This is a genomic window from uncultured Tateyamaria sp. (genome assembly GCF_947504105.1).
Taxonomy (GTDB): domain Bacteria; phylum Pseudomonadota; class Alphaproteobacteria; order Rhodobacterales; family Rhodobacteraceae; genus Tateyamaria.
This window is the reverse complement of the sequence record NZ_CANNGP010000016.1, coordinates 39,684-63,736: the sequence shown is the minus strand read 5'-3', so window position 1 is coordinate 63,736 and position 24,053 is coordinate 39,684. Positions and strand designations below refer to the sequence as shown.

The 24,053-nt window shown below is 58.9% G+C and carries 21 protein-coding genes, 1 tRNA gene and 1 pseudogene; 18 read left to right on the top strand and 5 right to left on the bottom strand.

Annotation, left to right across the window (positions count from 1 at the left end):
• Nucleotides 1-47: 47 nt before the first annotated feature.
• Together Q1A75_RS11725 and Q1A75_RS11720 are read right to left on the bottom strand one after the other, a co-directional pair.
• Entirely contained in the window at nucleotides 48-1,175 is a 1,128-nt protein-coding gene (locus Q1A75_RS11725) for an MHYT domain-containing protein (protein ID WP_299554891.1), read from the bottom strand.
• A gap of 400 nt (nucleotides 1,176-1,575) precedes the next feature.
• Nucleotides 1,576-2,865: a S8 family serine peptidase gene (locus Q1A75_RS11720; protein WP_299554748.1), complete on the bottom strand. Its 1,290-nt coding sequence runs from the start codon at nucleotides 2,863-2,865 to the stop codon at nucleotides 1,576-1,578.
• 78 nt (nucleotides 2,866-2,943) lie between these two features.
• Here Q1A75_RS11720 and Q1A75_RS11715 point away from each other — a divergent pair, with 78 nt between their 5' ends.
• Both Q1A75_RS11715 and Q1A75_RS11710 read left to right on the top strand, forming a co-directional pair.
• Nucleotides 2,944-3,489 carry a sigma-70 family RNA polymerase sigma factor gene (locus tag Q1A75_RS11715; protein ID WP_299554751.1) on the top strand — a complete coding sequence of 182 codons (546 nt, stop codon included), beginning with the start codon at nucleotides 2,944-2,946 and terminating at the stop codon, nucleotides 3,487-3,489.
• Nucleotides 3,486-4,211 (top strand): hypothetical protein, encoded by a 726-nt coding sequence (locus Q1A75_RS11710; protein WP_299554754.1) that lies wholly within the window; start codon nucleotides 3,486-3,488, stop codon nucleotides 4,209-4,211. The genes Q1A75_RS11715 and Q1A75_RS11710 overlap by 4 nt, the downstream gene beginning before the upstream one ends.
• Here Q1A75_RS11710 and Q1A75_RS11705 read toward each other — a convergent pair.
• Nucleotides 4,201-4,578 (bottom strand): DCC1-like thiol-disulfide oxidoreductase family protein, encoded by a 378-nt coding sequence (locus Q1A75_RS11705; protein ID WP_299554757.1) that lies wholly within the window; start codon nucleotides 4,576-4,578, stop codon nucleotides 4,201-4,203. The genes Q1A75_RS11710 and Q1A75_RS11705 overlap by 11 nt on opposite strands.
• A gap of 123 nt (nucleotides 4,579-4,701) precedes the next feature.
• Here Q1A75_RS11705 and Q1A75_RS11700 point away from each other — a divergent pair, with 123 nt between their 5' ends.
• Entirely contained in the window at nucleotides 4,702-6,132 is a 1,431-nt protein-coding gene (locus Q1A75_RS11700) for an HTTM domain-containing protein (RefSeq protein WP_299554760.1), read from the top strand.
• A gap of 75 nt (nucleotides 6,133-6,207) precedes the next feature.
• On the opposite strand, the gene Q1A75_RS11695 is transcribed toward Q1A75_RS11700, so the two are convergent.
• Entirely contained in the window at nucleotides 6,208-6,507 is a 300-nt protein-coding gene (locus tag Q1A75_RS11695; RefSeq protein ID WP_299554763.1) for a hypothetical protein, read from the bottom strand.
• Between the two features lie 500 nt (nucleotides 6,508-7,007).
• Between Q1A75_RS11695 and Q1A75_RS11690 the strand changes: the two genes are divergently transcribed.
• The 15 genes and pseudogenes from Q1A75_RS11690 to Q1A75_RS11620 all read left to right on the top strand — a co-directional run bounded on the left by Q1A75_RS11690 (nucleotide 7,008) and on the right by Q1A75_RS11620 (nucleotide 22,958).
• A complete protein-coding gene (locus tag Q1A75_RS11690) occupies nucleotides 7,008-8,288 on the top strand; it encodes an extracellular solute-binding protein (RefSeq protein ID WP_299554894.1) in 1,281 nt (426 codons plus the stop codon).
• A 103-nt stretch (nucleotides 8,289-8,391) separates the two neighbouring features.
• The gene (locus Q1A75_RS11685) at nucleotides 8,392-9,339 is read left to right on the top strand and encodes a sugar ABC transporter permease (protein ID WP_299554766.1); all 948 of its coding nucleotides are present in this window, start codon (nucleotides 8,392-8,394) and stop codon (nucleotides 9,337-9,339) included.
• 115 nt (nucleotides 9,340-9,454) lie between these two features.
• A complete protein-coding gene (locus tag Q1A75_RS11680; protein WP_299554769.1) occupies nucleotides 9,455-10,393 on the top strand; it encodes a carbohydrate ABC transporter permease in 939 nt (312 codons plus the stop codon).
• A 112-nt stretch (nucleotides 10,394-10,505) separates the two neighbouring features.
• Nucleotides 10,506-10,700 (top strand): hypothetical protein, encoded by a 195-nt coding sequence (locus tag Q1A75_RS11675; RefSeq protein ID WP_299554772.1) that lies wholly within the window; start codon nucleotides 10,506-10,508, stop codon nucleotides 10,698-10,700.
• Nucleotides 10,701-11,069, top strand: coding sequence for a VOC family protein (locus tag Q1A75_RS11670; RefSeq protein ID WP_299554774.1), 369 nt, complete (start codon nucleotides 10,701-10,703; stop codon nucleotides 11,067-11,069).
• On the top strand, nucleotides 11,062-12,159 hold the full coding sequence (locus tag Q1A75_RS11665; RefSeq protein ID WP_299554777.1) for an ABC transporter ATP-binding protein: 1,098 nt from the start codon (nucleotides 11,062-11,064) through the stop codon (nucleotides 12,157-12,159). Before Q1A75_RS11670 ends, Q1A75_RS11665 begins: the two co-directional genes overlap by 8 nt.
• Complete coding sequence (locus Q1A75_RS11660) at nucleotides 12,152-13,150, top strand: ABC transporter ATP-binding protein (protein ID WP_299554780.1); 999 nt, start codon at nucleotides 12,152-12,154, stop codon at nucleotides 13,148-13,150. Before Q1A75_RS11665 ends, Q1A75_RS11660 begins: the two co-directional genes overlap by 8 nt.
• A 14-nt stretch (nucleotides 13,151-13,164) precedes the next feature.
• A pseudogene (locus Q1A75_RS11655) lies at nucleotides 13,165-14,803 on the top strand (dihydroxyacetone kinase subunit DhaK).
• A 6-nt stretch (nucleotides 14,804-14,809) separates the two neighbouring features.
• Nucleotides 14,810-15,862 (top strand): LacI family DNA-binding transcriptional regulator, encoded by a 1,053-nt coding sequence (locus Q1A75_RS11650; RefSeq protein ID WP_299554783.1) that lies wholly within the window; start codon nucleotides 14,810-14,812, stop codon nucleotides 15,860-15,862.
• Nucleotides 15,863-15,885: 23 nt separating this feature from the next.
• Nucleotides 15,886-16,941 carry a sugar phosphate isomerase/epimerase gene (locus Q1A75_RS11645; RefSeq protein WP_299554786.1) on the top strand — a complete coding sequence of 352 codons (1,056 nt, stop codon included), beginning with the start codon at nucleotides 15,886-15,888 and terminating at the stop codon, nucleotides 16,939-16,941.
• Nucleotides 16,941-18,074 carry a Gfo/Idh/MocA family oxidoreductase gene (locus Q1A75_RS11640; protein ID WP_299554789.1) on the top strand — a complete coding sequence of 378 codons (1,134 nt, stop codon included), beginning with the start codon at nucleotides 16,941-16,943 and terminating at the stop codon, nucleotides 18,072-18,074. The genes Q1A75_RS11645 and Q1A75_RS11640 overlap by 1 nt, the downstream gene beginning before the upstream one ends.
• Nucleotides 18,075-18,137: 63 nt before the next feature.
• Nucleotides 18,138-18,211: transfer RNA gene (locus Q1A75_RS11635), tRNA-Gly, on the top strand.
• Nucleotides 18,212-18,296: 85 nt separating this feature from the next.
• Complete coding sequence (locus tag Q1A75_RS11630) at nucleotides 18,297-20,108, top strand: ABC transporter transmembrane domain-containing protein (protein ID WP_299554792.1); 1,812 nt, start codon at nucleotides 18,297-18,299, stop codon at nucleotides 20,106-20,108.
• Between the two features lie 160 nt (nucleotides 20,109-20,268).
• Nucleotides 20,269-22,167: an acyl-CoA synthetase gene (locus Q1A75_RS11625; protein WP_299554897.1), complete on the top strand. Its 1,899-nt coding sequence runs from the start codon at nucleotides 20,269-20,271 to the stop codon at nucleotides 22,165-22,167.
• A gap of 323 nt (nucleotides 22,168-22,490) precedes the next feature.
• Nucleotides 22,491-22,958 (top strand): hypothetical protein, encoded by a 468-nt coding sequence (locus Q1A75_RS11620; protein ID WP_299554795.1) that lies wholly within the window; start codon nucleotides 22,491-22,493, stop codon nucleotides 22,956-22,958.
• A 181-nt stretch (nucleotides 22,959-23,139) separates the two neighbouring features.
• On the opposite strand, the gene Q1A75_RS11615 is transcribed toward Q1A75_RS11620, so the two are convergent.
• Nucleotides 23,140-23,976, bottom strand: coding sequence for an alkaline phosphatase family protein (locus tag Q1A75_RS11615; RefSeq protein ID WP_299554797.1), 837 nt, complete (start codon nucleotides 23,974-23,976; stop codon nucleotides 23,140-23,142).
• Nucleotides 23,977-24,053 lie beyond the last annotated feature (77 nt).

Here is a 24,053-nt window from a genome sequence, read left to right as displayed (position 1 = left end):
ATCAGAAAATCAATGAAACACAGGCGTTTTGCACGAAATGCGCGCTGTCATGCACGAACTGCACCGACCTGTGAAGCAAGTGCATCCTGAATCACTTTCAGCTTCGAGCGGCTCACCGGAGCAGGCGGCAAATCCGCACCATCAAAGATGCAGCGCCCCTTGTCTTTGGTCCGCTCAAATCGGGCGACGCGGCTGGGATTGACGAGATAGCTTCGATGGGTCTGCAAAAAACCGACGGGCCGCAGCCGTGCCGATGCTTCGGTGACAGGCCAGACGCAGAATAGCCGTTCTTCCTCTGTGTAGATCTGTGTGTAGTGACCGTCAGCACGCACGAACAGAACATCTGCAGATCTGACAAAGACTTTGCTGCCGTCTCGTTCGCAGGGGATCTGCAGTCCGACCGCAGCAGGCGCCTTTTGTAAGACAGGCGGCCGTGTCGCTTTGCTTTCGTCTTTGGCGTCTGTCGGAACCAGGTAGGTAACGCTCACCCACAGGCACGCACCAAAGATCACAAAGCTGAAAAAGATCACCCCCAGCGCGAGAGTTTCGTTGCTCATGGACGGGCCGAATTCTGCGACGCTTGGCTCCTCGACAAAATTGGTGCCTGCAATCGCAAGGAAATGGACAGAGCATACAGCGATCGCAAAGCAAATCGTGCCCAGAACGATGTTGCGGTTCGTGCGTTGCCCATAGGCGATCCAGAATGCGAGAACGCATAGACCGATGGCGACAATCGACGAAAATACGACGCCCGATGGCGTGTAAACAGCGCGGCACAGCTCAAGCCCCGCCATGCCAATGTAGTGCATCACCAATATCCCAACGCCCACAATGCCACCGGCCAACGAAATGATCATTGGCGTCCGGTCAGCGAAATGCAAAAGGATCAACGCAGCGCCGACGATAAGAATTGCGGACAGGGCTGAGACAAGCGTGATTGCGGCGTCGTAGTAGAACAGGATGGGTAGCTGAAGTCCCAGCATCGCCACGAAATGCATCGCCCAAATCCCACCACCCAGCGCCACTGCGGCAAGTGCGATAGACGCTTTTTTCTGGAGCATGGGCTTTTCTGAAAGGTCGCGGGTCAGCGACAGGCCGGTGAACCCTGCAACCAGTGCGACCGCGCAAGACATCGCGATCAAAAAGCTGCTGTGGCTGACATTCAAAACCTCCATGTCGTGCACGATGACCAAGACTTGAGCGTTTTGCAAACCTTGCCGGTCGATCATCTTTGTCATTTTGCCGTGAGCGTGATCAGATACTGGTGCGTATCCGGCCCCGGCAAGATCTTTTCAAGCGAGGCGGTAATCAATTGAATTCTAAACCAATATTACCTTCCATGGTGTATGGTACGTGTTGGCATCATATAGCGGCAATGCACCCGCGAAGATTCAGGGTCGAACCGCTTAAGCGTCGTACTCACTTGCAAGATGTTAGAATGGTGACCCGGCGATCCTGAGCCGGTTCCCGTGATCCGGGAGGGCTGACATCACGCAGCCCGAGAAGGTATTCAGTTCGCGGACCGTAGGTCGGCGAAGCATTCACAACCTGAACGGCACGCTCTGGTGATACCGATCAGCATTTCCCACCCATGTACACCAGTCCGGACCCAAAGACATTATCGCGACCGGGTGCGCCGATGTCCCGGGCCGACGCAATCAAAGTGCCCCTGATTTCGTTCACGGTGGCGTCTGGTTGGGCATCCCGCAAAAGAGCGGCTGCCGCTGTGACAAAGGGGGCGGCAAATGAGGTGCCCGTTTTCCAACGTGCGCCAGACACGGATGCAGCCGTCCATACGTCAACGCCGGGTGCGGCGAGGTCAATATGAGGGCCTTGGCCGGCCCTGCGATAGACTGTGCCCCCGGCATCCACGGCTGTCACGGCTAGGGTTGTTTCATAAGCGGCCGGATAGGCGGGTGCACTGTGTGGGCCATTGTTCCCGGCCGCTGCGATGACCAAGACATCCTCGGCCACGATACGGTCAATGGCGTCCTTCAGAACGGTGTTCTCCGAGCCCGCCAACGACAGGTTCAGAAGGTCGACATCTCGCACGCGGAGCCAATCGATGCCTGCCGCAATTGAAAAGGCATCTGCCCTTTCATCCGCACCGGCCCTGTAGAAGGCATCGACAGCCAACAAGGCTGCATCTGGCAGAAGCCCCGGGGATCTGCTTTCAGGCGCACCGATCAGAATGGCAGCGACCGATGTGCCGTGGATTGCGCGGGAGGGGTCAAGCCGGTCATCGGACATACGATGGACAGTCAGATTGCTGCCAGCGAACGCTTCATGATCCACATTGATCCCGGTATCGACCATGCCAATCCGCACATCCGTGAGCGCACAGATCCCTTCGAGCGGATACCCGACAAGTTCAAGCGCCGGGCATTCCGGGCTGTCGCATAGGCCCTGCGACCCGCGGTAGTAGTGATTGAAATCAGCAGACAGACCACTTGGCAAAGCCCGCACCCGCGTGCGTGCTGCATCGAGTGTCAAGGCTTGCGGGATACGCAAACGCACCAGTGTCGGGGCCGCGTCAATCTGCTGCAAAAGTACGAACCCTTCCGCGAGCAGCTGGCCAAGGTCGATGTCTGAAAGGTCAGCGGCAATAATCTCATCGGGTGCGCGGGCAGGGACCGGCGCTGCGGCGCGCGTGACGCCGTCATCATCATCATCGGATACAAAACGGCGACCCCCGTCATCATCGTCATCGTCCGACACAGAATCACGACCCCCGTCGTCATCATCATCGTCACTGTCGGCATAGGCCACGACGGGTGTTCCCAACATAAGATGCGAGAGTGGAGACAGGCCCAGAATGGCCGCCAGCAAGAGGATCCGGATCGGCGGGTATACGCTGTACGACATGGTTTTCCCTTTCTGCTTCACCTAGATTACGTACGGCGTTCGATCTTATTCCGAGCATCCTGTCGAATTAGGTTTTTGATGCGAGATGATTTTCCAAATCGTATCGTGGAACTCCTGCCCAACCTGCGGAGATACGCGATTTCCCTGACCCGGCAGCCGGATCTTGCCGACGATCTGGTACAGATCACGGTTGAAAAAGCGTTGAAGCAACGTCATCAATACGATCCCGCCAAGAAGCTGGCGCCGTGGCTTTTGCGTATTCTGCGAAACGCCTGGATCGACGAGACACGCAAACAGAAATCGCGCGGAACGCATATTCATGTCGATGAGACGACCCATGCCCTATGCGATGAGGCGGCCAGTGCAGAGCTGAAGCTCGAAGTCCGCCAGACGCTTGAGGCGATCGACAGGTTGCCAGAAGGCCAGTGCGATGTGATCATCCTGGTCTGCGTGGAAGGGTTGAGCTACCGGGAGGCCGCTGATGTTCTGGATGTTGCCATTGGTACGGTCATGTCCCGTCTTGCACGGGGACGTTTGGCGCTGGCTGCGGCGATTGGAATAAACCCGACCGCTGCTACGTATGCCAAACACACAAACGGTAAGACGGAGACGCCTTCGCGATGACAGTCTCGGACGAAGAGCTGATGGCCTATGCTGACGGCGCCCTGAACGGCACGGACCATGCCCGCGTGGCCGAGGCGGTCATGCAGAACCCGGACTTGCGCCTGCGTCTGGATGCGTTCGAACGCAGCGCCAAGATGGCGCGGGACGCCATGCCACTCACTGATGTGCCCGACGCTTTGCAGGATCGTATCAATGCAGCAATCGCGGCGGAAACCGCTACTCTGGATCCGGCAGAAGCGCGGGTGGTGCCGTTCAAACGCATGTCATCGACAGGTCGATCCGCGTGGTTCGGCGCCATCGCCGCAAGCGTATTGCTGGGGATCGGTGTCGGGGTATTCCTCCTTGATCCAGCTGAAAACGAACCCGTTGCCTTTGACCTCGCGCCCGTTGTCTCGACCTTGGAAACCGCAGCCTCCGGCACGAGCATTGAGCGGCACGGCATAGATACACGGCTGATTGCATCCTTCGAGGCAGCGGATGGTGCATTTTGCCGCGAGTTCGAGGCAAAGCTCAAGGACAGATCCGATCTGATCGGCGTGGGATGCCGCACCGCCACCGGTTGGGAGTTGCGCTTTGCCGCGGCAACCGAACTGCCCGGCGACACGCAATTCGTCCCCGCCAGCGCATTCGAGACGCTTGAGGCGTGGATGCGCAGCACATCAGCCGGGCCTGTCATGTCGGTCGAAGAGGAAGCAGAACGCCTGTCCGGCGCTAATGGTTGATCTTGCGGCGTCCCAACAGGCGCAAGGTTAACGCGCGCCCCGCGACCAACGGCGGGTAAACAAGCCGTGCGATGGCCGGACGGGAGAACATCAACCGCATGATCCGGTTAAACGCCCCGCTTTGTGTTGTCATCATGGCCAGCGAGGTCATGGCCGCATCCCCGCAATGCAATTGCCCCGACATCTCGACAACCATGCCCTGATCAAGGTCAAGCCCCGCGGTGCTGATCCTGTCGATCACCTCGTGATCGGACCGTGCGTCCACCAGTTCAACATCGCCAACGGTGTCACGCAGCCGCACCATCCTGATGTAGGCGGAACAGAAGGGGCAGTCGCCATCATACACGATGCGGACGGGGTCAGGCATGGTCATGCTCCTTAGATACGAACTTGGCCGCGAACGGCAAGTTGTACGCCGTGGCAATCTCATGGAATACGATGCCGGGTTGCTTCGTATTCCCTGTGAACCGTATCTCGATGGAGGGGAGAGATGACCCAGTCGCCAACCACGTTGCCCAGGCTCCGCAGCTATCTGGAAACCCCGATCAGTATTCAGTCCCTGGTTGTGATCCGGATCACTTTTGGTCTGATCCTTGCCTGGGATTGGTGGCGCTACGTCAAATATGACCGGATCAACCGCTACTATGTCGACCCGGACTTCAACTTTCCTTTTTTCGACTTTGTACAAATCCTGCCGGAGCCTTGGATACATATCCTTTGGGGTGGGGTAGGGCTTTTTGGTTTGCTGGTTGCGTTGGGCGCGTTCTACCGTGTGTCGATCATCGCGCTCACCGGTATCTTCGCCTATTTCTTCCTTCTGGATCGCACGCAATACCTGAACCACAACTACATGGTCATCCTGTTCGGGGTGCTGATGATCTTCATGCCTGCGCACCGGGCCTTCTTGATTGATGCATGGTTGTGGCCGAAATTGCGCAGCGCCGTGATCCCACGCTGGCCTGTCACGGCGCTGAAGCTTCAGCTCGAGATCATTCTGATCTACGCGGGGATCGTGAAGATCACCGATGATTGGCTGCGTGGAGAGCCCCTGCGCACATGGCTGACGGGCCGCGAAGACGAGGTGTTCTTCGGTGCGCTGTTCCAATACGACATCTCTTTCATTCTGGCGTCCTGGGGCGTGATCGTCCTCCATGTTGTCGGGGCACCCCTCTTGCTTTGGCATCGCACCCGGCTGGCTGTTTTTGCGATATATGCCTTCTTTCACTGGTCGAACGCTCAGCTCTTCAACATCGGCATCTTTCCCTGGATCACATTGGCGCTGTCGACGATCTTCTTTGCCCCGGACTGGCCGCAACACCTGTTGCGCGCCGGGCTGGGACGGTTCGAAACGCTGCCCGAGCAAGCGAAATTGCCCAAGGCGACGTTTCGCCTTGCGCCACTGGGGTTGGCGGTGCTGGCCGTTTGGTTCGCTGTGCAAATCGCCGTCCCGCAACGTCAGGCGTTCTTCAACAACCTTGTAGGGTGGAGCGGTGACGGGCACCGGTTTTCCTGGCGCATGCGGATCTATGATCGTGACAGCAAGGGCGTATTCCGCATCGTCTCGCCCGTTTGGGAAGAAACGTGGGAGGTCGACCCCTATCAGGTGATGAGCTTCCGGCAGGCACGCAATGTGCTGGGGCGGCCAGATATCATCTACGATTTTGCCCATATGCTCAAAGATGCATGGGCCGAGCAGGGGTATCCCGATGTCGCTGTGCACGCAGATGTGCGCAAATCACTGAACGGGTGCGCCATGCAGCAATTCACCGACCCGGAACAGGATCTGACATCGATCAAGTGGGAGTGGGTGCGGCCCAACCCATGGATCCTGCCCAATCAGCTTCGCGCGCCAAAAGGCCAGATGCCCGATGCCTTTCCGTTTCTTCCATTGCAGGGGCATAGACTGGCTGAAACGCACTAGTCGCATGTCGCCTATGGCAAAAGGAAAGGGCCCGAACTGATCACTCGGGCCCTTTTACGGTTTCTGGTGGTCGGATCAGTCGTCATCGTCGCCCCAGCGTCCCCCATCGTCATCATCATCATCGCTGTACCTGCGCCAATGACCATCGTCGTCGTCATTGTCGTTGTAGGCGCTATATCCACGACGCACGTAGTAACATCTGCGCCCGCCATCATCGTCGTCAGCGTCACAGACCAGGACGCGGTTCCTATGATGCACGGTAAAGACCTTTCCGATGATACGAAGCGCATCATCCAGGTCATGGGCCATCGTCGGAGTAGATAACGTGCTCAAGGCGATGCCGGTGCTGAGGGCAACGGAAACAATCTTCATCATCGTCTTCTCCTTTCGGTTTTTCGAACAGGCCAAGCGCTGTTCTCGAAAGGTCTACGAGCCGGGGTGCATTTTTATTCCAAAACCCCTGCAGCGGGGCGCAGGTTTACAGGGCATTCGACACGAGGCGATGCACATTGAATGGTCCCCAAGCATCACAAGATCATACACGGTAAAATCCGCGTTCAACCATCCAGGCAACGGCTCCCGCTTCCGCCGCTAATATACACATGTCCCCTAGGAAAGTGAGTCGCCCAACCGCACATCTCCACGTCGACGCGATAAGCAGGTCGTTAACGGACATACATCCCTTGGACAGCTTTTATCATTGTTATTCATATATATAATGGTGTCTCGCGGCGAAAATGATGAACGCACCTCAAAAATTCATTGACATGATGTACGTCCCTCAAATAGCGTTTCCGTAGGGTCACCGCACAACGATGACCCATAGGGAGGATCATATGAAAAAAATGACTTCAGCCGCCGTAGGAGCGGCCTTGATGACGTCTGTCAGCGTGCCAACCATGGCCATGGCAGAGGATTTGACACTGTGCTGGGCCGCCTGGGATCCAGCCAACGCATTGGTAGAACTCAGCAAGGAATTCGAGGCCCAGTCTGGCCACAGCATGAATTTCGAATTTATCCCGTGGCCCAATTTCGCCGATCGGATGCTGAATGAACTGAACTCCGGCGGTAAGCTTTGCGACCTGCTGATCGGCGACAGTCAGTGGATCGGCGGCGGCGCCGAAAACGGCCACTACGTCAAGCTGAACGACTTCTTCGATGCTGAAAGCATCAGCATGGACGACTTCGCGCCCGCGACCGTCTACGCCTATTCCACATGGCCCAAGGGCACGCCGAACTACTACGCGCTGCCTGCCATGGGCGATGCCAACGGCTGGTTCTATCGCAAGGACTGGTTCGCTGATCCTGAAATCCAGGCCGCCTTCAAAGAAGCGACAGGCCGCGATCTGGGTGAGCCGCAAAGCCAAAAGGAAATGCTGGAAATCGCCCAGTTCTTCCAAGGCCGCGAGATTGATGGCAAGACCGTCTATGGCGCGTCCATCTTCACCGAACGTGGGTCCGAAGGTATCACAATGGGTGTGACCTCCGCGCTCTATCCATGGGGTTTTAAATACGAAAACACCCCCGGCTCCTACGATATGGAGGGGGCGGTGAACTCTCCCGAAGCCGTTGAGGCGCTGGAATTCTACAAAGAATTCTACGAAACCGCGACGCCGCCGGGCTACACCAACTCCTACATGGGTGAATCGCTCGACGCGTTCAAATCCGGTCAGGTCGCCATGGCGATGAACTGGTTCGCGTTCTTCCCTGGCCTCTACGCTGACCCGAACACGGGCGGGGACAAGATCGACTTCTTCGTGAACCCACCGCAGAACCAGGCCGGTTCGACATTGGGCGGGCAGGGAATCTCGGTCGTGGCCTACTCGGACAAGCAGGACGCAGCGCTTGAGTACATCAAGTGGTTCGCCAACCCGGATGTGCAGGCCAAATGGTGGGAGCTGGGCGGCTACTCGGCCCACAACTCGGTCCTGAACGACCCGGGCTTCAAGGACAGCGCGCCGTTTGCCGGTGACTTCCTCGAAGCGATGGGCGCGGTACAGGACTTCTGGCAAGAGCCAGCTTATGCCGAACTCCTGCTGGCCATGCAGAAGCGCGTCCACGACTACGTGGTCGCCGACCAGGGCACTGCACAAGAAGCACTCGACAAGCTGATCGAGGATTGGACCGAAGTGTTCGAAGACGAAGGCAAACTCTAAGCCATCCCCGGGTGGGCGATACAGCCCACCCTCTCTCTTCCCGTAGTCTTTGACACTTCCATGGGTGGGCCCACGGGCCCACCCCACAGGACAGGTTTGCCAGATGACAGACACCATCGCCAATCGCGCGGCCAAGGTCACACCCCAGAAAGTGGCGCGCAAGATCAAGGGATTGAGCGACCGCGCCATCGCGTGGATCTTTGTCGCTCCTACGATCTTCCTGCTGCTGGCAATCAACATCTTTCCTTTGATCTGGACGATCCAGCTCAGCTTTACCAACTACAAAGCCAACCGTCTGAACCGCGAACCGGAATTCATCGGTCTGCGCAATTACGAGCGGATCCTGACCGACAGTGACATCTGGCTGAACATGCAGGCCACCGCGCACTTCCTGTTCTGGACCATCGCGCTGCAGGTGCTGATCGGGTTCACGCTGGCGTGGCTCATCAACAAGAAATTCAAGGGCAACGACCTCTGGACCACGATCATCGTGCTGCCCATGATGCTGTCGCCTGCGGTGGTCGGAAATTTCTGGAAGTTCCTGTACCAGCCACAAATCGGGCTCTTCAACTACATCATCGCCTTCTTCACCGGCAAAGAACCCAGCAGCTTCGAAATGCTCGGCTCCGTCCAACTGGCCCCATGGTCCATCGTCATCGTGGACACATGGATGTGGACGCCCTTCGTGATGCTGATCTGCCTTGCGGGGCTCCGCTCCATCCCCGATTACATCTACGAAGCGGCCGAGGTCGACCGCGCTTCGAAACTGCGCCAGTTCTTTACCATCACCATCCCCATGGTGCTGCCCTTCCTGATGCTCGCAGTGCTGTTCCGTGGGATCGAGAACTTCAAGATGTTCGACCTCGTGGTCCAATTGACCGGTGGTGGGCCGGGTTCAACAACCGAACTCACGTCGATCAACCTCAAGCGCGAGGCATTCGAGAAGTGGCGCACAGGCTACGCTAGCGCCTATGCCATCATCCTCTTCGTCACGGTGTTCGGCCTCGCCAGCATCTACGTCAAAGCCCTCAACAAGGTGAAGGAGCGTTGATCGTGTCCACCAGGCTCTCTCATCTTGCCAAAAGATCTCTCGGGCGGCGGTGCGCCAGCACCGCGGGGCAGGCAGCCCCCCTCCCGACCCCGACACCCCAACCGGACCGCACATCATGAGCGCCTATTCCGTCACCGAACCCAGCACGCGGTCGAAATGGTTCGCCGGATCGCTGGTCATCCTCTACGCCCTGATCACGATGATCCCGCTGGCGTGGATCATGCTCACCGGGTTCAAGTCGCCCAGCGATGCCATCAGCTACCCGCCCAAAGTCGTGTTCGAACCCACGCTCGAAGGCTACGTGAACCTCTTCACCACCCGCACGCGGCAAACCCAGGACTTTCTCGAAGCCAACCCGCCGCAAAACTGGGCAGACGAGATCGTGCGCGAATACGACATGGTCATTGTCGGCCCCTCGAAATTCGGCGAGAGGTTCCTGAACTCGGTCATCATCGGCTTCGGGTCGACCTTCCTGTCGATTTTCCTTGGCACGCTTGCGGCCTACGCGTTCAGCCGGTTCAAGATACCACTGGCCGACGATCTGCTTTTCTTCATCCTAAGTACAAGGATGATGCCGCCCATTGCCGTCGCGATCCCGATCTTCCTGATGTACCGCAATCTCGGCCTGTCGGACACGCATCTGGGCATGATCCTGCTCTATACGGCTGTGAACATCTCGCTCGCTGTCTGGCTGCTCAAAGGGTTCATCGACGAAATCCCGCGCGAGTACGAAGAGGCGACGCTGATCGATGGCTACACCCGGTTTCAAGCGTTCTACAAAGTGGTCCTGCCGCAGGCCGCGACGGGCATTGCTTCCACCGCCATCTTCTGCCTGATCTTTGCGTGGAACGAATACGCCTTCGCGGTGCTGCTGACCTCGGCCACGGCCCAAACGGCACCACCCTTCATCCCGACCATCATCGGCGTCGGCGGCCTTGACTGGCCCGCGGTTGCGGCGGGGGCCACGATCTTCCTGCTGCCCGTGATGATCTTCACCATCCTGCTGCGCAAACACCTGCTGCGCGGGATCACATTCGGAGCGGTGCGCAAATGATCCGCCCATTCCAAGCCACGACATCTTGGTGCACCTGCGGGGTGCACAGGGGGTGTACGGATGATGTACGAATATCACCCCCCCGTTTTCAGCAATCGGAGGGCATAATATCATGAGAGGGTTCTTCACCGGCCTCATGCGCCTGCGCCGTGGCCCATGGGAGGCGCTGGCGACCATCATCATCGCCCTAGGCGTTTTCATGCTGATGCAGCCTTTCGTACTCTGGGCTTTCACCTATTCCTTCATCACAACGCTCGTGGGCACGGTCATGTTCATCATCGTCAGCCACTTCCCAGAGGGGGAATAGATGCTCGAACAAGTCTGCCCGATTATGCCCTCACGTGACCTTGGCGCGACCGAAGCCTTCTATTCCGGCTGGGGATTTGCCACCTGGTACAAGGACGATGGATACCTGCTCATCAATCGCGACAGGGTCGAGCTGCACTTCTTCCACAACGCCACGCACCGCCCCGAAGACTGCGACCATGGCGCATATATCCGGCCGCAAAAAGTCGATGAGGTGTCCGATCTTCTGGCGGGTTTGGGCCTGCCTGCCATGGCTGGATTTCCCCGCTTCCTTCCCGCCGAAAACAAGCCGTCGGGCATGCGTGAAGCCACGCTCTGGGACCCGGATGGCAACCTCCTGCGTATCGGAGAGGTAATTACAAATGGCTGAAATCGTTATCAAAAATGTCCGAAAGGAATTCGGCGATTTCGTCGCGGTTCGGGAAAGCTCTTTCACCATCGAAGACGGAGAGTTCTTCATGTTGCTGGGCCCGTCTGGCTGCGGCAAGACCACGACCCTGCGCATGATCGCCGGCCTCGAGTTGCCAACGAGCGGAGAGATCTACCTCGACGGCGAAGAGATTGGTCAACGGCCCCCATCCGAGCGCGACATCGCCTTTGTTTTCCAGATGTTTGCGCTCTATCCGCACATGAACGTCTACAAGAACCTCAGCTACCCGCTGGTCAGCCAGGGCATGCCGCGCGCGCAGGTGCGTGCGAAGGTTGACGAGGTCGCGACGATCCTCGGGATCAAGAACATACTCAAGAAGCCGGTGGGCGGGTTGTCGGGCGGTGACCGCCAACGCGTGGCGCTTGGCCGTGCCATCGTGCGCGAGCCGAAAGCCTTCATGATGGATGAACCACTCGGAGCGCTCGATGCAGAGTTCCGCGAACACATGGCCGAAGAACTGCGCGCCCTGCACGACCGTATGGGGGCCACCACTGTCTATGTCACCCACGATCAGCTTGAGGCCATGCAGATGGGCGACAAGATCGTCGTCATGAATAACGCCGTGGTCGAACAGTTCGGCAAACCGCAGGACATCTACGACATGCCCGCAACCATGTTTGTCGCGGATTTCATCGGTTCACCGGCCATGAACTTCTTGAATTTCAACGGAAAAATCGGAGTGGGTGACGCCCAGATACGCCTGAACAATCAGCCGATGGACATCCCCGCATTGCGCGAAGGGGCTGCGGGTGATCTCGTCTTTGGCGTCCGGCCAGAACATATCCAACTGTTTTCCGATGGCGACTACCGGGGCAAGGTGTTGGCTACAGAATACCTTGGAACAACGCAAATCGTGACCCTCGATACGCCAAATGGTGAGGTCAAGGCGCGCATTGCGTCGGACCAACCTGCGACAGTAGGGGAAACCGTTGGCCTTGGGTTCAACGGTCAGACCGTGACCCTGTTCGACAAGACGTCTGGTCGCGCTCTGCGCTCGGAACTGAACGAAGGAGTGCTCGCCCATGGCTGAGGTGCAACTGCAAGCCGTGTCCAAGGCCTTCAAGACGACGCAAGCGGTGATGGACATGAATCTGATCATTCCTGATGGCGCGTTCGTCGTGCTTTTGGGACCAACAGGTGCTGGCAAAACAACCACATTGCGCTTGATCGCTGGCCTCGAAAAACCGGACAGCGGGGACATCAAAATTGGTGGTGTGTCGGTCACCGGTCTGACGCCGGCACAACGCGACGTGGCGATGGTATTTCAGCAATACTCGCTCTATCCGCACATGACGGTGCGCGACAACCTCGCTTTCCCGCTGCGCTCACCGATCCTGAAAACGCCCGAAGACGAAGTCGCGCGCAAGGTGCAGGAAGTGGCCGAGGTACTGCACATCCCGCACAAGCTCGACAACAAGGCAACCGAGTTGTCAGGGGGCGAGATGCAACGGGTGTCCATCGGGCGGGCACTGGTGCGTGATCCGCAAGTTTACCTGATGGATGAACCTCTTAGTTCACTTGATGCCAAGCTGCGTGCCGACCTGCGGGTTGAATTGAAGCGCATCCATGCGGAACTTGCTGCGACCTTGCTCTATGTCACCCATGACCAGATCGAGGCGATGACCATGGCCACCCATGTGGGTGTACTGGATGAGGGCCGCTTGGTGCAATTCGGCACCCCGCGCGACATCTACGAAAACCCGCGCACGGCCTATGTTGCGGCCCGTTTGGGGCAGCCGCGCATCAATCTTCTTCCCGTCGGTTTGCTGGGCGAGGATGCCCCGGCGGGCGCGCATCAAGTGGGACTGCGACCGGAAAATATCCGGCATGGGGCAGGCCGCGACGCTCAGGTTGTCCGTGTGGAACATCTGGGTGACCAGACACGGTTGCATTTGAAAGTTGCGAACCATGATGTCATCACCCTGACCGACCCGCACACATCTCTGAACGCGGGCGAAACAATACAGATCGCTCCGGAAAACCCCGTTTTCTTTGACGCGGTGGGCGCGCGGATCACCTGAGAAAGGAGAAGCACATGGCACAATTCGTCAACGCAAAAGAAGATTTGGTCAAGGAGGCCATCGATGGCCTGCTGGCCTGCTCGGGCGGGGCTTTGACAAGGCTCGACGGGTATCCGCATATCAAGGTGGTCTACCGGTCTACCGGTCTACCGGTCTGACTGGGTGCGGGATCGGGTCGCACTGATCTCGGGTGGCGGGTCAGGCCATGAACCGGCCCATGCTGGATTTGTCGGGCCCGGCATGTTGACCGCCGCAGTTTGTGGAGAAGTCTTTGCATCACCATCGGTCGAAGCGGTGCTTGCAGGTATTCTTGCCGTGACAGGAGAGGCCGGCTGCCTGCTGATCGTCAAGAACTACACCGGCGATCGTCTGAACTTTGGTTTGGCCGCCGAACGCGCCCGCGCGCTGGGCCGCAAGGTAGAGATGGTTGTAGTGGATGACGATATTGCCCTGCCTGATCTGCCGCAGCCGCGCGGTGTGGCGGGCACCCTGTTTGTTCATAAGATTGCGGGCGCCATGGCCGATGCGGGTAGACCGCTTGAAGATGTGGCCGCTGCCGCGCGACGGATCATCAAGAATGTCGCGTCCATCGGCACCAGCCTCGACACGTGCACCGTGCCGGGTTTGCCCAAGGAAAATCGCATTCCCTCTGGAAAGGCGGAGTTGGGCTTGGGCATTCATGGTGAGCCCGGTGTCGAGCAGGTTGATTTCTCCGGTGCGGCGCAGGCAATGGATCTGGTTCTGACGAAATTGCGCGATCATGCACCCGATGGCTCATCTGTTGCGTTGGTCAACAACCTTGGTTCGACGACGCCGCTTGAGATGTCCGTATTGTGCCACGGGCTGGTGCAAGCGGGCATCGCAAGCCATGTGGTCGGGCCAGCGTCGATGATGACATCTCTTGATATGCACGGCTTTTCCGTGTCGATCCTGCCCGCAACGAATGAGGAACTTGAGGCATTGGCAGTCCCCGTCCCGATGGCGGCATGGCCCGGGATGCAGGCGCTGGTGGACGTTCCGGTGACGCCTCTGCCGGATGGCCTTACCCCAATTGAACCGATCCCCTCCGCCAATGCGCAGACCCGCGACACCATTGCCCAAGTCGCCGACGTCCTGATCGCGGCCGAGAGTACTCTGAACGAACTAGACGCCAAATCCGGCGATGGAGATACCGGCAGCACACTCGCAACGGCGGCACGTGCGCTCAAAGCCCGGTTGGACGCGATGCCGCTTGCCGATCTCACTCAACTGTTTCCGGCGCTAGGAAACGAACTGAGCCAGACCATGGGCGGGTCGTCGGGCGTGATCCTTGCCATCTACTTCAACGCTGCGGGGGATGCCTGTGCTGGTGGTGCGCCCCTACACAAGGCCTTGGCCGAAGGTCTGACGCGTGTGAGTGATGTGGGCGGCGCGCAGGTGGGGGACCGGACAATGATTGACGCGCTGGCACCCGCGCTGGCCGCGCTGTCTGACGGTATGGGTGCATCCGCTGCTGCAGCTCGCAAGGGGGCAGACAACACCGCGCAAATTCACCGTGCAAAAGCCGGACGTGCCGCGTATGTGCCCTCGGAGAATTTGAAGGGGCACAATGATCCGGGGGCCGAGGCGGTTGCGCTGGTCTTTGAAGGGTTGGCCAAGGCCATGAAAGGGTAGGCGGGGTTGAACAAGCAGGACGCCAAGACAGTGATCAAGCCGACGGTCAACGACATCGCCCGTGTGGCGGGTGTGTCGCTGGCGACGGTAGATCGCGTCTTGAATGCGCGTCCCGGCGTCCGATCTGTGACCATCGAAAAGGTCAACAACGCGATCGCAGAGCTTGGCTATGTCCGCGACACGGCGGCTGCCAATCTTGCGCGTGGTCGGGTCTATAACCTTCTGTTCATCCTGCCGGATACGGCCAATGAGTTCGTGGTGGCGTTGGATCATCATGTCGCCGAGCAGGCGATGAAACTGCGCCACCAAAGGACAACCCTGGATACCGTGCGTGTCGCCCCTTTCGATCCGCAAGCCATCGTTCAGACACTGGACGATGTGGATGCAAGCCAGACGGACGGGGTGGCCGTATTCGGGCCGGAAACCCCCTCGGTCCGTGACGCCGTCAAGCGCGCACGTGCGCGGGGGATCGTCGTTGTCGCCCTGGTTGCGGATCTGCCCAGTTCCGAGCGCGATCACTTTATCGGCGTTGACAATGTTGCCGCCGGTAGAACAGCCGCGCACCTTATGGGGCGCTTTGCCAGACAGGGGGGGCGTGTGTTGGTGATCACCGGATCACGACTGGCCCGTGATCACCTTGAGCGCCGCAAGGGTTTTGATGCCGTCATGTCGGAACAGTTTCCCGAACTTGATGTCGTTGCATCGATCGAGGGGCGGGACGACCCCGAACTGATCCGCAAGATGCTGCCCGAGGTTTTTACGTCCTACCCCGATCTGTGCGGAATATACTCATCTGCGGCAGGCAATCCGGGCCTGATCCAATATCTTGGCGACAATCCGCATCCCGGCCTTGTGGTCATTGCGCACGAACTCACCGCTACCTCGCGCACCGCTTTGAACAATGACGTATTCGATGCCATCATATCCCAGGATACGGGTCACCTTGTGCGGTCAGCCGTGCGGTTGATGAAGGCGACTGCGGACCGGCAACCCATCGACCACACTCAGGAACGCATCCGTATCGACATCTATTTGAAGGAAAACATGCCAACCACCTGAGCGGCATGAAGGGAGGACACACCATGAAAACCATCAAGGGTCCGGCGCTGTTTCTGGCGCAGTTTGCAGGCGATGACGCGCCGTTTAATTCTTGGGATGCCATCACCAAGTGGGCCGCCGATTGCGGCTACAAAGGCGTGCAGGTTCCCAGTTGGGACGGGCGTTTGATCGATTTGGCCACGGCGGCAGAAAGCAAGGATTATTGCGAGACGTTCAAGGGGCAGGCCGCCGAAAACGGGGTCGAGGTGACCGAGCTGTCCACCCACCTTCAGGGGCAGTTGGTTGCAGTGCACCCGGCTTATGACGAAGCGTTTGACGGGTTCGCCGCTGAATCTGTGCGCGGCAACCCCAAGGCGCGGCAGGCATGGGCCGTGGATCAGGTGAAACAGGCGATCTCGGCCTCGGCCAATATGGGCATCGGTGCACATGCCACGTTCTCTGGCGCGCTGGCATGGCCTTATATCTATCCATGGCCTCAACGCCCTGCTGACCTGGTCGAGACCGCCTTTGACGAGCTTGCGGCGCGCTGGCGTCCGATCCTTGATCATGCCGAGGAAAACGGGGTCGATATCTGCTATGAAATTCACCCGGGCGAAGACCTGCATGATGGTGTGACCTTCGAGATGTTCCTTGAGCGTGTGGACAATCACGCACGTTGCAACATGCTCTATGACCCGAGCCACTATGTCCTGCAGTGCCTTGATTACCTTGATAATATAGACACTTACAAAGATCGTATCCGGATGTTCCATGTCAAGGATGCCGAGTTCAATCCGACGGGACGGCAGGGCGTGTATTCCGGATATCAAAGCTGGGTCGACCGCGCGGGTCGATTCCGGTCGCTCGGTGACGGGCAGGTCGACTTCGCAGCAGTGTTTTCCAAGATGGCAGCCAACGACTTTGATGGTTGGGCTGTGGTGGAATGGGAATGCTGCCTGAAGCATCCCGAGGACGGGGCGCGCGAGGGGGCCCAGTTCGTGTCCGATCATATTATCCGCGTAACCGAACGTGCTTTTGACGACTTTGCCGATGGTGGCACAGACCAGGCAGCCAACCGCAAGATGCTGGGGATCGACTGATGGCAGACCGTATCAAGCTGGGTATGGTTGGCGGCGGCAACGACGCCTTTATTGGCGGGGTACACCGCATCGCCAGTCGGATTGACGACCGGTTCGAACTTGTGGCCGGTGCGCTGAGTTCGACGCCGGAAAAGTCTCAGGCCAGCGGTGCGGCTCTTGGTCTGCCGCGCATCTATGACAACTACAAACAGATGGCCCAGCGTGAGGCGCGGCGGAAGGACGGAATTGACGCCGTCAGTATCGTGACACCGAACCACGTGCACTATGCAGCGGCGCGTGAGTTTTTGAAGTGCGGTATTCACGTGATCTGTGACAAGCCGCTGACATCGACTTTGGCGGATGCCAAGAAATTGGTGAAGGCCGCTGAAGACAGCGACGCGCTGTTCATCCTGACCCACAACTACACCGGCTATCCCATGGTGCGTCAGGCGCGCGAGATGGTGGCGAATGGGGACATTGGGACCATCCGTGTGGTGCAGGTCGAGTATCCGCAGGACTGGCTAACGGTCGAACAGGATTTCAAGCAAGCAGAATGGCGCACCGATCCGGCACGGTCCGGTGCGGGCGGGTCTACCGGTGACATCGGCACCCACGCATTCAACCTTGCTTGCTTTGTTACAGGTTTGGAGGTCGACAGTCTGGCTGCAGATCTGGAAGCTTTCGTGCCAGGTCGGCAGGTCGACGACAACGGTCATGTTATGTTGCGGTTCGATGGCGGAGCCAAGGGGATGCTGTGGTGCAGCCAAGTGGCCCCGGGGAACGAGAATGCGCTTCGCATCCGGGTCTACGGCGACAAGGGCGGTCTTGAATGGGCGCAAGAGGATCCGAACTACCTGTGGCACACACCCTTTGGTGAACCCAAGCGGCTGATCACCCGCAACGGGGCCGGGGCAGGGGATGCTGCCGCGCGCGTCTCACGCATCCCGCCAGGGCATCCAGAAGGCTATCTGGAAGGGTTCGCCAATATCTATACCGAGGCTGCTACTGCCATCGCCGCCGTCAAGGCGGGCGAGGTAGTGCCGGAGGATGTGGTGTATCCGACGATACATGATGGGCTGAGGGGCGTGCAGTTCGTATCGGCCTGCGTCAAATCCTCGGCCCGCAATGCGGCATGGGTGAAATTGGACCACTGACAAAACGGGTACAGGGGCGGCTTGACCCGCCCCGGCCCTTGGCATATCTCAACACCCGGAGCTGCGGGCGTTGTGTAGTGGTAAGACCTTAGCCTTCCAAGCTAATGACGCGGGTTCGATTCCCGCCGCCCGCTCCAACCCCCTCCCATGCGCTACCCTGTCCACTTGACCTGACCGCTCGGGTGCGGGCATGTGCGCACTGCATATGTTGCCGGAGACCGCATGGCTGATCAGACGACCACACCAGTGCCCCCCAAGACAGGCACGCCAGAACGCGAAAAGTCCAAAGAGCTTGGCGCTTTACGTGCTTTGTGGCCATTCGTTCTACCCTATTGGAAGCTGATGCTTGCCGCCATCGCCGCGCTGGTGTCGACGGCAATCGTGTCGCTGGCACTACCGCTTGCGGTGCGTCGCGTGGTGGACAATTTCAACACCGAACAATCCGAGATCCTTGATCTCTACTTTCTTGCAGCGATTGGTATCGCCGGCCTTTTGGCCGTAGGAACAGCGGTACGCTACATGCTGGTGACCCGCCTGGGCGAGCGGGTCGTGGCAGACATCCGCAAGGCGGTGTTCAACCGCGTGATCGGCATGTCGCCCAGTTTCTATGAAAATATCATGACGGGCGAGGTGTTGAGCCGGATCACAACGGACACAACCCTGATCCTCAGCGTTATTGGGTCGTCGGTATCGATTGCCCTGCGCAACCTGCTGATTTTCATTGGCGGGCTGGTTTTGATGCTTCTGACGTCGGCCAAGTTAACCGGTCTTGTTCTATTGATCGTTCCTGCCGTCATCATCCCGATCCTCGTACTCGGGCGCCGGTTGCGGGTCCTGAGCCGCGAAAACCAGGACTGGATTGCCGCGTCCTCGGGTCGCGCGTCCGAGCAGTTGAGCGCGGTACAAACCGTACAGGCATTCACCCATGAAGCGGCCAGCCGAGGCATGTTTTCCGATGTGACCGAACAAAGTTTTGGATCAGCGCGTAGACGGATCGCGACCCGCGCCTTGATGACTGCAATCGTTATCTTCCTGGTGTTCGTCGGTATCGTCGGCGTGCTCTGGATCGGAGCAAACGATGTGCGGTCAGAAGCGATGACCATGGGCGCCCTGATCCAGTTCGTCATATATGCCGTGATGGTCGCCGGTGCCGTCGCTGCCTTGTCCGAGATAATCGGAGAGCTGCAGCGGGCCGCGGGTGCGACGGAGCGGTTGGTGGAGCTGCTGCATACAAAAGACGCCGTGCAAGATGTCAAGCAACCAGCACAGCTGTCACCGCCCGTCTCCGGCCATATCACCTTTGATGCAGTGCGCTTCTCCTATCCTGCGCGCCCGGCGATCCATGCGCTCGATGGTGTTTCGCTGGACATTCAACCGGGCGAAACAGTTGCTTTTGTCGGCCCGTCTGGCGCTGGTAAAACAACTATCATCCAGATGCTCCTGCGTTTCTATGATCCTCAGGAAGGACGTATTTTGCTGGATGGTACCGATGTGGCACAGATGGAACGCGAGGCGTTCCGCCAGCACATTGCGCTCGTGCCACAGGATCCGATCATCTTTGCGGCATCGGCGGCCGAGAACATCGCCTTCGGGCGCCCCGGTGCGACGCAGGCCGAGATTGTGGCGGCAGCGACGGCAGCGGCTGCACATGACTTCATTTCGGCTTTGCCGCAGGGCTATGACAGTCCCCTGGGCGAGCGCGGTGTCATGCTGTCCGGTGGTCAAAAGCAACGCATCGCCATCGCGCGGGCCATTCTGCGCGATGCACCTGTTCTGTTGCTGGACGAAGCGACAAGCGCACTGGATGCGGAAAGTGAACGCGCGGTTCAGAACGCCGTGGATACCCTGGCGCAGGGGCGAACCACGCTGATCGTGGCGCACCGCCTTGCAACGGTCAAAATGGCCGACCGGATCATCGTGCTGGATCAGGGCCGCATCGTGGCGCAGGGGCCGCACCATCAGTTGGTGGCTGAAGATGGGCTTTATGCTCGGTTGGCACGTTTACAGTTCACCGACGGGGTTGCGGCCGAATAGCACAAGCATGTTCGTGACCTTAGGTCACCGCATCTGACGCCGCGTCCGAGCTGTTCCGGCCCCCTTGCAATGCTTGATCATCGCGGCAATCCACCGCATCTTGGTGCGGAGGAATTATTGCGCCGTAGCAAAAAGATATGGCGCTACAGGGAGGATGACCATGCCATTTGCCGGGATCGCGGACCGCGACGCCATTCAGAACGAGATGCCCTGGGAAGAGCGTGATGTCGCCAAAACCCTTTTCGGTATGTTGAGCAGAACGGCCGAAAAATACCCCAGTCACAATGCCATCAGCTACCAGATCTTTTCGGACCCCAAGTCCAAAGCCGAGACGCTGACATGGACACAGCTTCAGGGCCGCACTGCGCAATGCGCCAACATGCTGCGCAAGCATGGAATTGGCCCGACCGACGTGGTCGCCTATGTCCTCCCCAATGCAACAGAGACGGTTGTGACGCTTTTGGGCGGTGCGACAGCCGGTATCGTGAACCCGATCAACCCGCTTCTGGACGCCGAACAGATCGGTGCCATCCTGCGCGAGACGGATGCCAAGGCCGTGGTCACCCTGCGCGCGTTTCCAAAGACGGATGTGGCGGAGAAAACCACCGAAGCGGTGAAGCTGGCACCCAACGTCAAGACCGTGTTCGAGGTCGATCTGCTGGGCCATGTATCCGGTCTGAAATCCTTTATCATCCCGCTGATCCGTCCGAAGTTCGAGAAGGCTTCGGGTGTCACTTATCTGAACTTCAACGAAGAATGCGCCAAACATCCGACAACGTTGCAGTTCGAGGATGTGCAGGAAGACCGCGTTGCGTGCTACTTCCACACCGGCGGCACAACCGGCATGCCGAAGGTCGCGCAGCATAAGTACTCCGGCATGGTCTACAACGGATGGGTCGGTGCGACCGTTCTGCTGTCGGCTGAGGATAACATACTGGCACCATTGCCACTTTTCCACGTCATGGCCGCACACGTGTTGCTGCTGGGCGCGGTTGCGTCCGGTGCGCACTGCATCTTCCCCACGCCGCAAGGCTACCGGGGTGAGGGCGTCTTCGACAATATCTGGAAGCTGACCGAGCGGTGGAAAATCACCTTTATCGCGTCGGTGCCCACGGCCATTGCGGCCATGATGCAGCGTCCGATTGATGCGGATATCGGCACCGTGAAATCGACATTCTCGGGTTCGGCCCCGCTGCCGCAAGAGCTGTTCAAACGCTATGAAAGCGCTGCAGGCGTGGAGATCGTTGAGGGCTACGGCATGACCGAGGCAACCTGCCTTGTGTCGGGCAACCCCATCGACGGCGAGAAGAAAATTGGCTCTGTTGGCATCCCGTTCCCCTATACGGACGTCAAGATCTATAAGGGCACGCCCGATGGTCCGATCGAGGCCGGTGTGGATGAGATTGGCGAGATTTGTGTGAGCAATCCGGGCGTCTGGGCCGGCAACACCTATACCGAGGCCGACAAGAACAAAGACTTGTATTACAACGAAAAATACCTGCGGACGGGCGATCTGGGCCGTTTTGACGAAGACGGGTATTTGTGGATCACGGGCCGCGCCAAGGACCTGATCATTCGTGGTGGTCACAACATCGATCCAGCCGAGATCGAAGAAGCGCTGTTGGGTCATGAGGCCGTCGCCTTTGCCGGTGCGATTGGTCAGCCTGACCAGCATTCGGGTGAGCTGCCATGCGCCTATGTCGAGCTGGTTGACGGTGCGACGGTGACACCGGATGAGCTGATGGCGTTCTGCAAGGAACATGTCCACGAGCGGGCGGCACAGCCCAAGCACATGACCATCATGGACGAGTTGCCCAAGACGGCTGTTGGCAAGATCTTCAAACCGGACCTGCGCAAAGAGGCGATCACGCGTGTCTACAACGCGGCGCTGACTGAGGCGGGACTGAAGGCGCAGGTTGTGGCCGTGACGGATGACAAGAAGCGTGGTTTGGTCGCGCAGGTTGCTGCCAATGGCGAGGGCGAGACGGCGATCCAGACCGTTTTGGGCGACTTCATCCGACCCTGGGACATGGCGTCCGAGGCGATGGCAGCCCAGTAAATCCTAACGCACCGTGCGGTGCGGTTTGACAACGTGAAAGGCGCGGAACTGCGAAGTTTGCCGCGCCTTTTGCGATATTTGGACCCCTGTATTTCCCGTGATTTTCGACCATTTGGGGCATTCCGCACATTTTCGCCGGGAAATTGCGCATTTTGCCCGTCGGGGCCTGTTAACCTGCGATTTACAAATACCTTGTCGTTAACCTTTGGCGGCACGCGTTAACCCTATGTTCACAAACGGGTCCAGACCTGACGCAGACGTGACCGCATGCCTGTTTGTTCTGTCCTATCGTTCTGCCAAGAGATGTCAAAAAAGGGGACGAGATGCCGAAGTCGAAAAAGCGTGTGAAGGCGGCACCATCGAAGCCGGAGAAAAGTGGGTTGTCACGCCGGTCGGTGATGGGAGGTGGTGCGGCTGCTTCGGCCGTGGTTCTGGGCGGTGGTTTTTGGGGAGTGAGTTCGTTCCGGACCTATGCCGCTGAGCATGATCTGACCCGCGTGGGCAAGGGCGATCTGGCGATTGTGCAGGTCCATGACCCGCAATGCCCCACTTGCACGGCTTTGCAGAAACAGACCCGGAAGGCGCTGCGTGATTTTGACGATTGCGGATTGGTGTATCTGGTTGCCGATATCAAGACGCCCGAGGGCGCAGCCTTTGCCCGGCGGTTCAATTCACCGCATGTGACGTTGTTGCTGTTTGACGGGCAGGGGGAGCTGCAGCGTCGGGTGCAGGGGATGCAGCAGGCATCTGCCTTGATCGACGTCTTTGCAGATTACAAGGCGACGGCCTGAACTGAGGACCTGGGCACGGAATCAAGCCGAAGGCGCCGTGCCAGTGGCGGCCCGTCCCGGCGGGCTGCCGCTATGTTTCCGTCGGCGCGCTGTGGACCTGTCATAGGCAAATGACCACGATAAAGTGCGCTGAAAGGGCGATAGAGCGGCACCCCACGGGCACCACTTGCGCGGCTTGGATTCAACTCAGGAAAGGTTTGCCCCTCATCGTGTCGGGGATGTCGGCACCGAGGCGATGAAGGATTGTGGGGGCCAGTTGCAACTGGTCGATCACGGTGCCTGTGTCGGGGCCCTTGGCCTCTCCGAAATAATAGAGCGCTGTTTCCTGTTGTAGCGGGCTGCGCCCGCCATGGTGCCCGCGGTCATCCTGCCCGTGGTCGGCGGTCACGATCACCTCGTATCCCATGTCGCGCCAGCGCGGGATGGAGGGGGCCAGCATCTCGTCCATGACGAAGCAGGCCTGATCCATTTCCTGACAATCGTGGAAGAACCGGTGCCCCATGCTGTCGAGCGTGCATGTGTGCAGCATGCCGTAGGTCAGGTCGAACCGGGCGCAGAGGTTGGTGAGTGTGCCGAAGAGGTCCACGTCCGATGGCGTCATCTGGTTGTTGGCCCCGTAGCCCGTCATGCTGTGGAACCGGCCATGGTTGATTGTCGTGCTGTCGGGTTCATCATATTCGATGTCGCGGACAAAATCGAAGGGCGCGCGGTTGAAAAACTCGGACCAGAAGGAATGGGCGACGGCCCCCGTGGTGCCGCCTGCTTTGCGGACCTGTCCGAACACGTCCGGGTGGGTCAGGCGGAACACGTTGCCGTTGCCGGTGCAGCCATGTTCGGCGGGCGTGACCCCGGTGTGGATCGACGCATAGCAGGAGGCGGAGATTGACGGGATGACGCTGCGGTGTGTCCATGTCTGGGCGTCGCCGCTGTCCACCCACCCTTCGAGATTGCCGAAGAGGCGGCGGAAGTTGCGCAGCGGTACGCCGTCAAGGATGATGAGCAGGAGTTTCTTGGTCATGGGCCCTGTATCCAGTTGCTGGCTGCAACCTTAGGCGTGCGGCGCCGTTTGGACCATGCCGCAGTTTCGCAATCTTG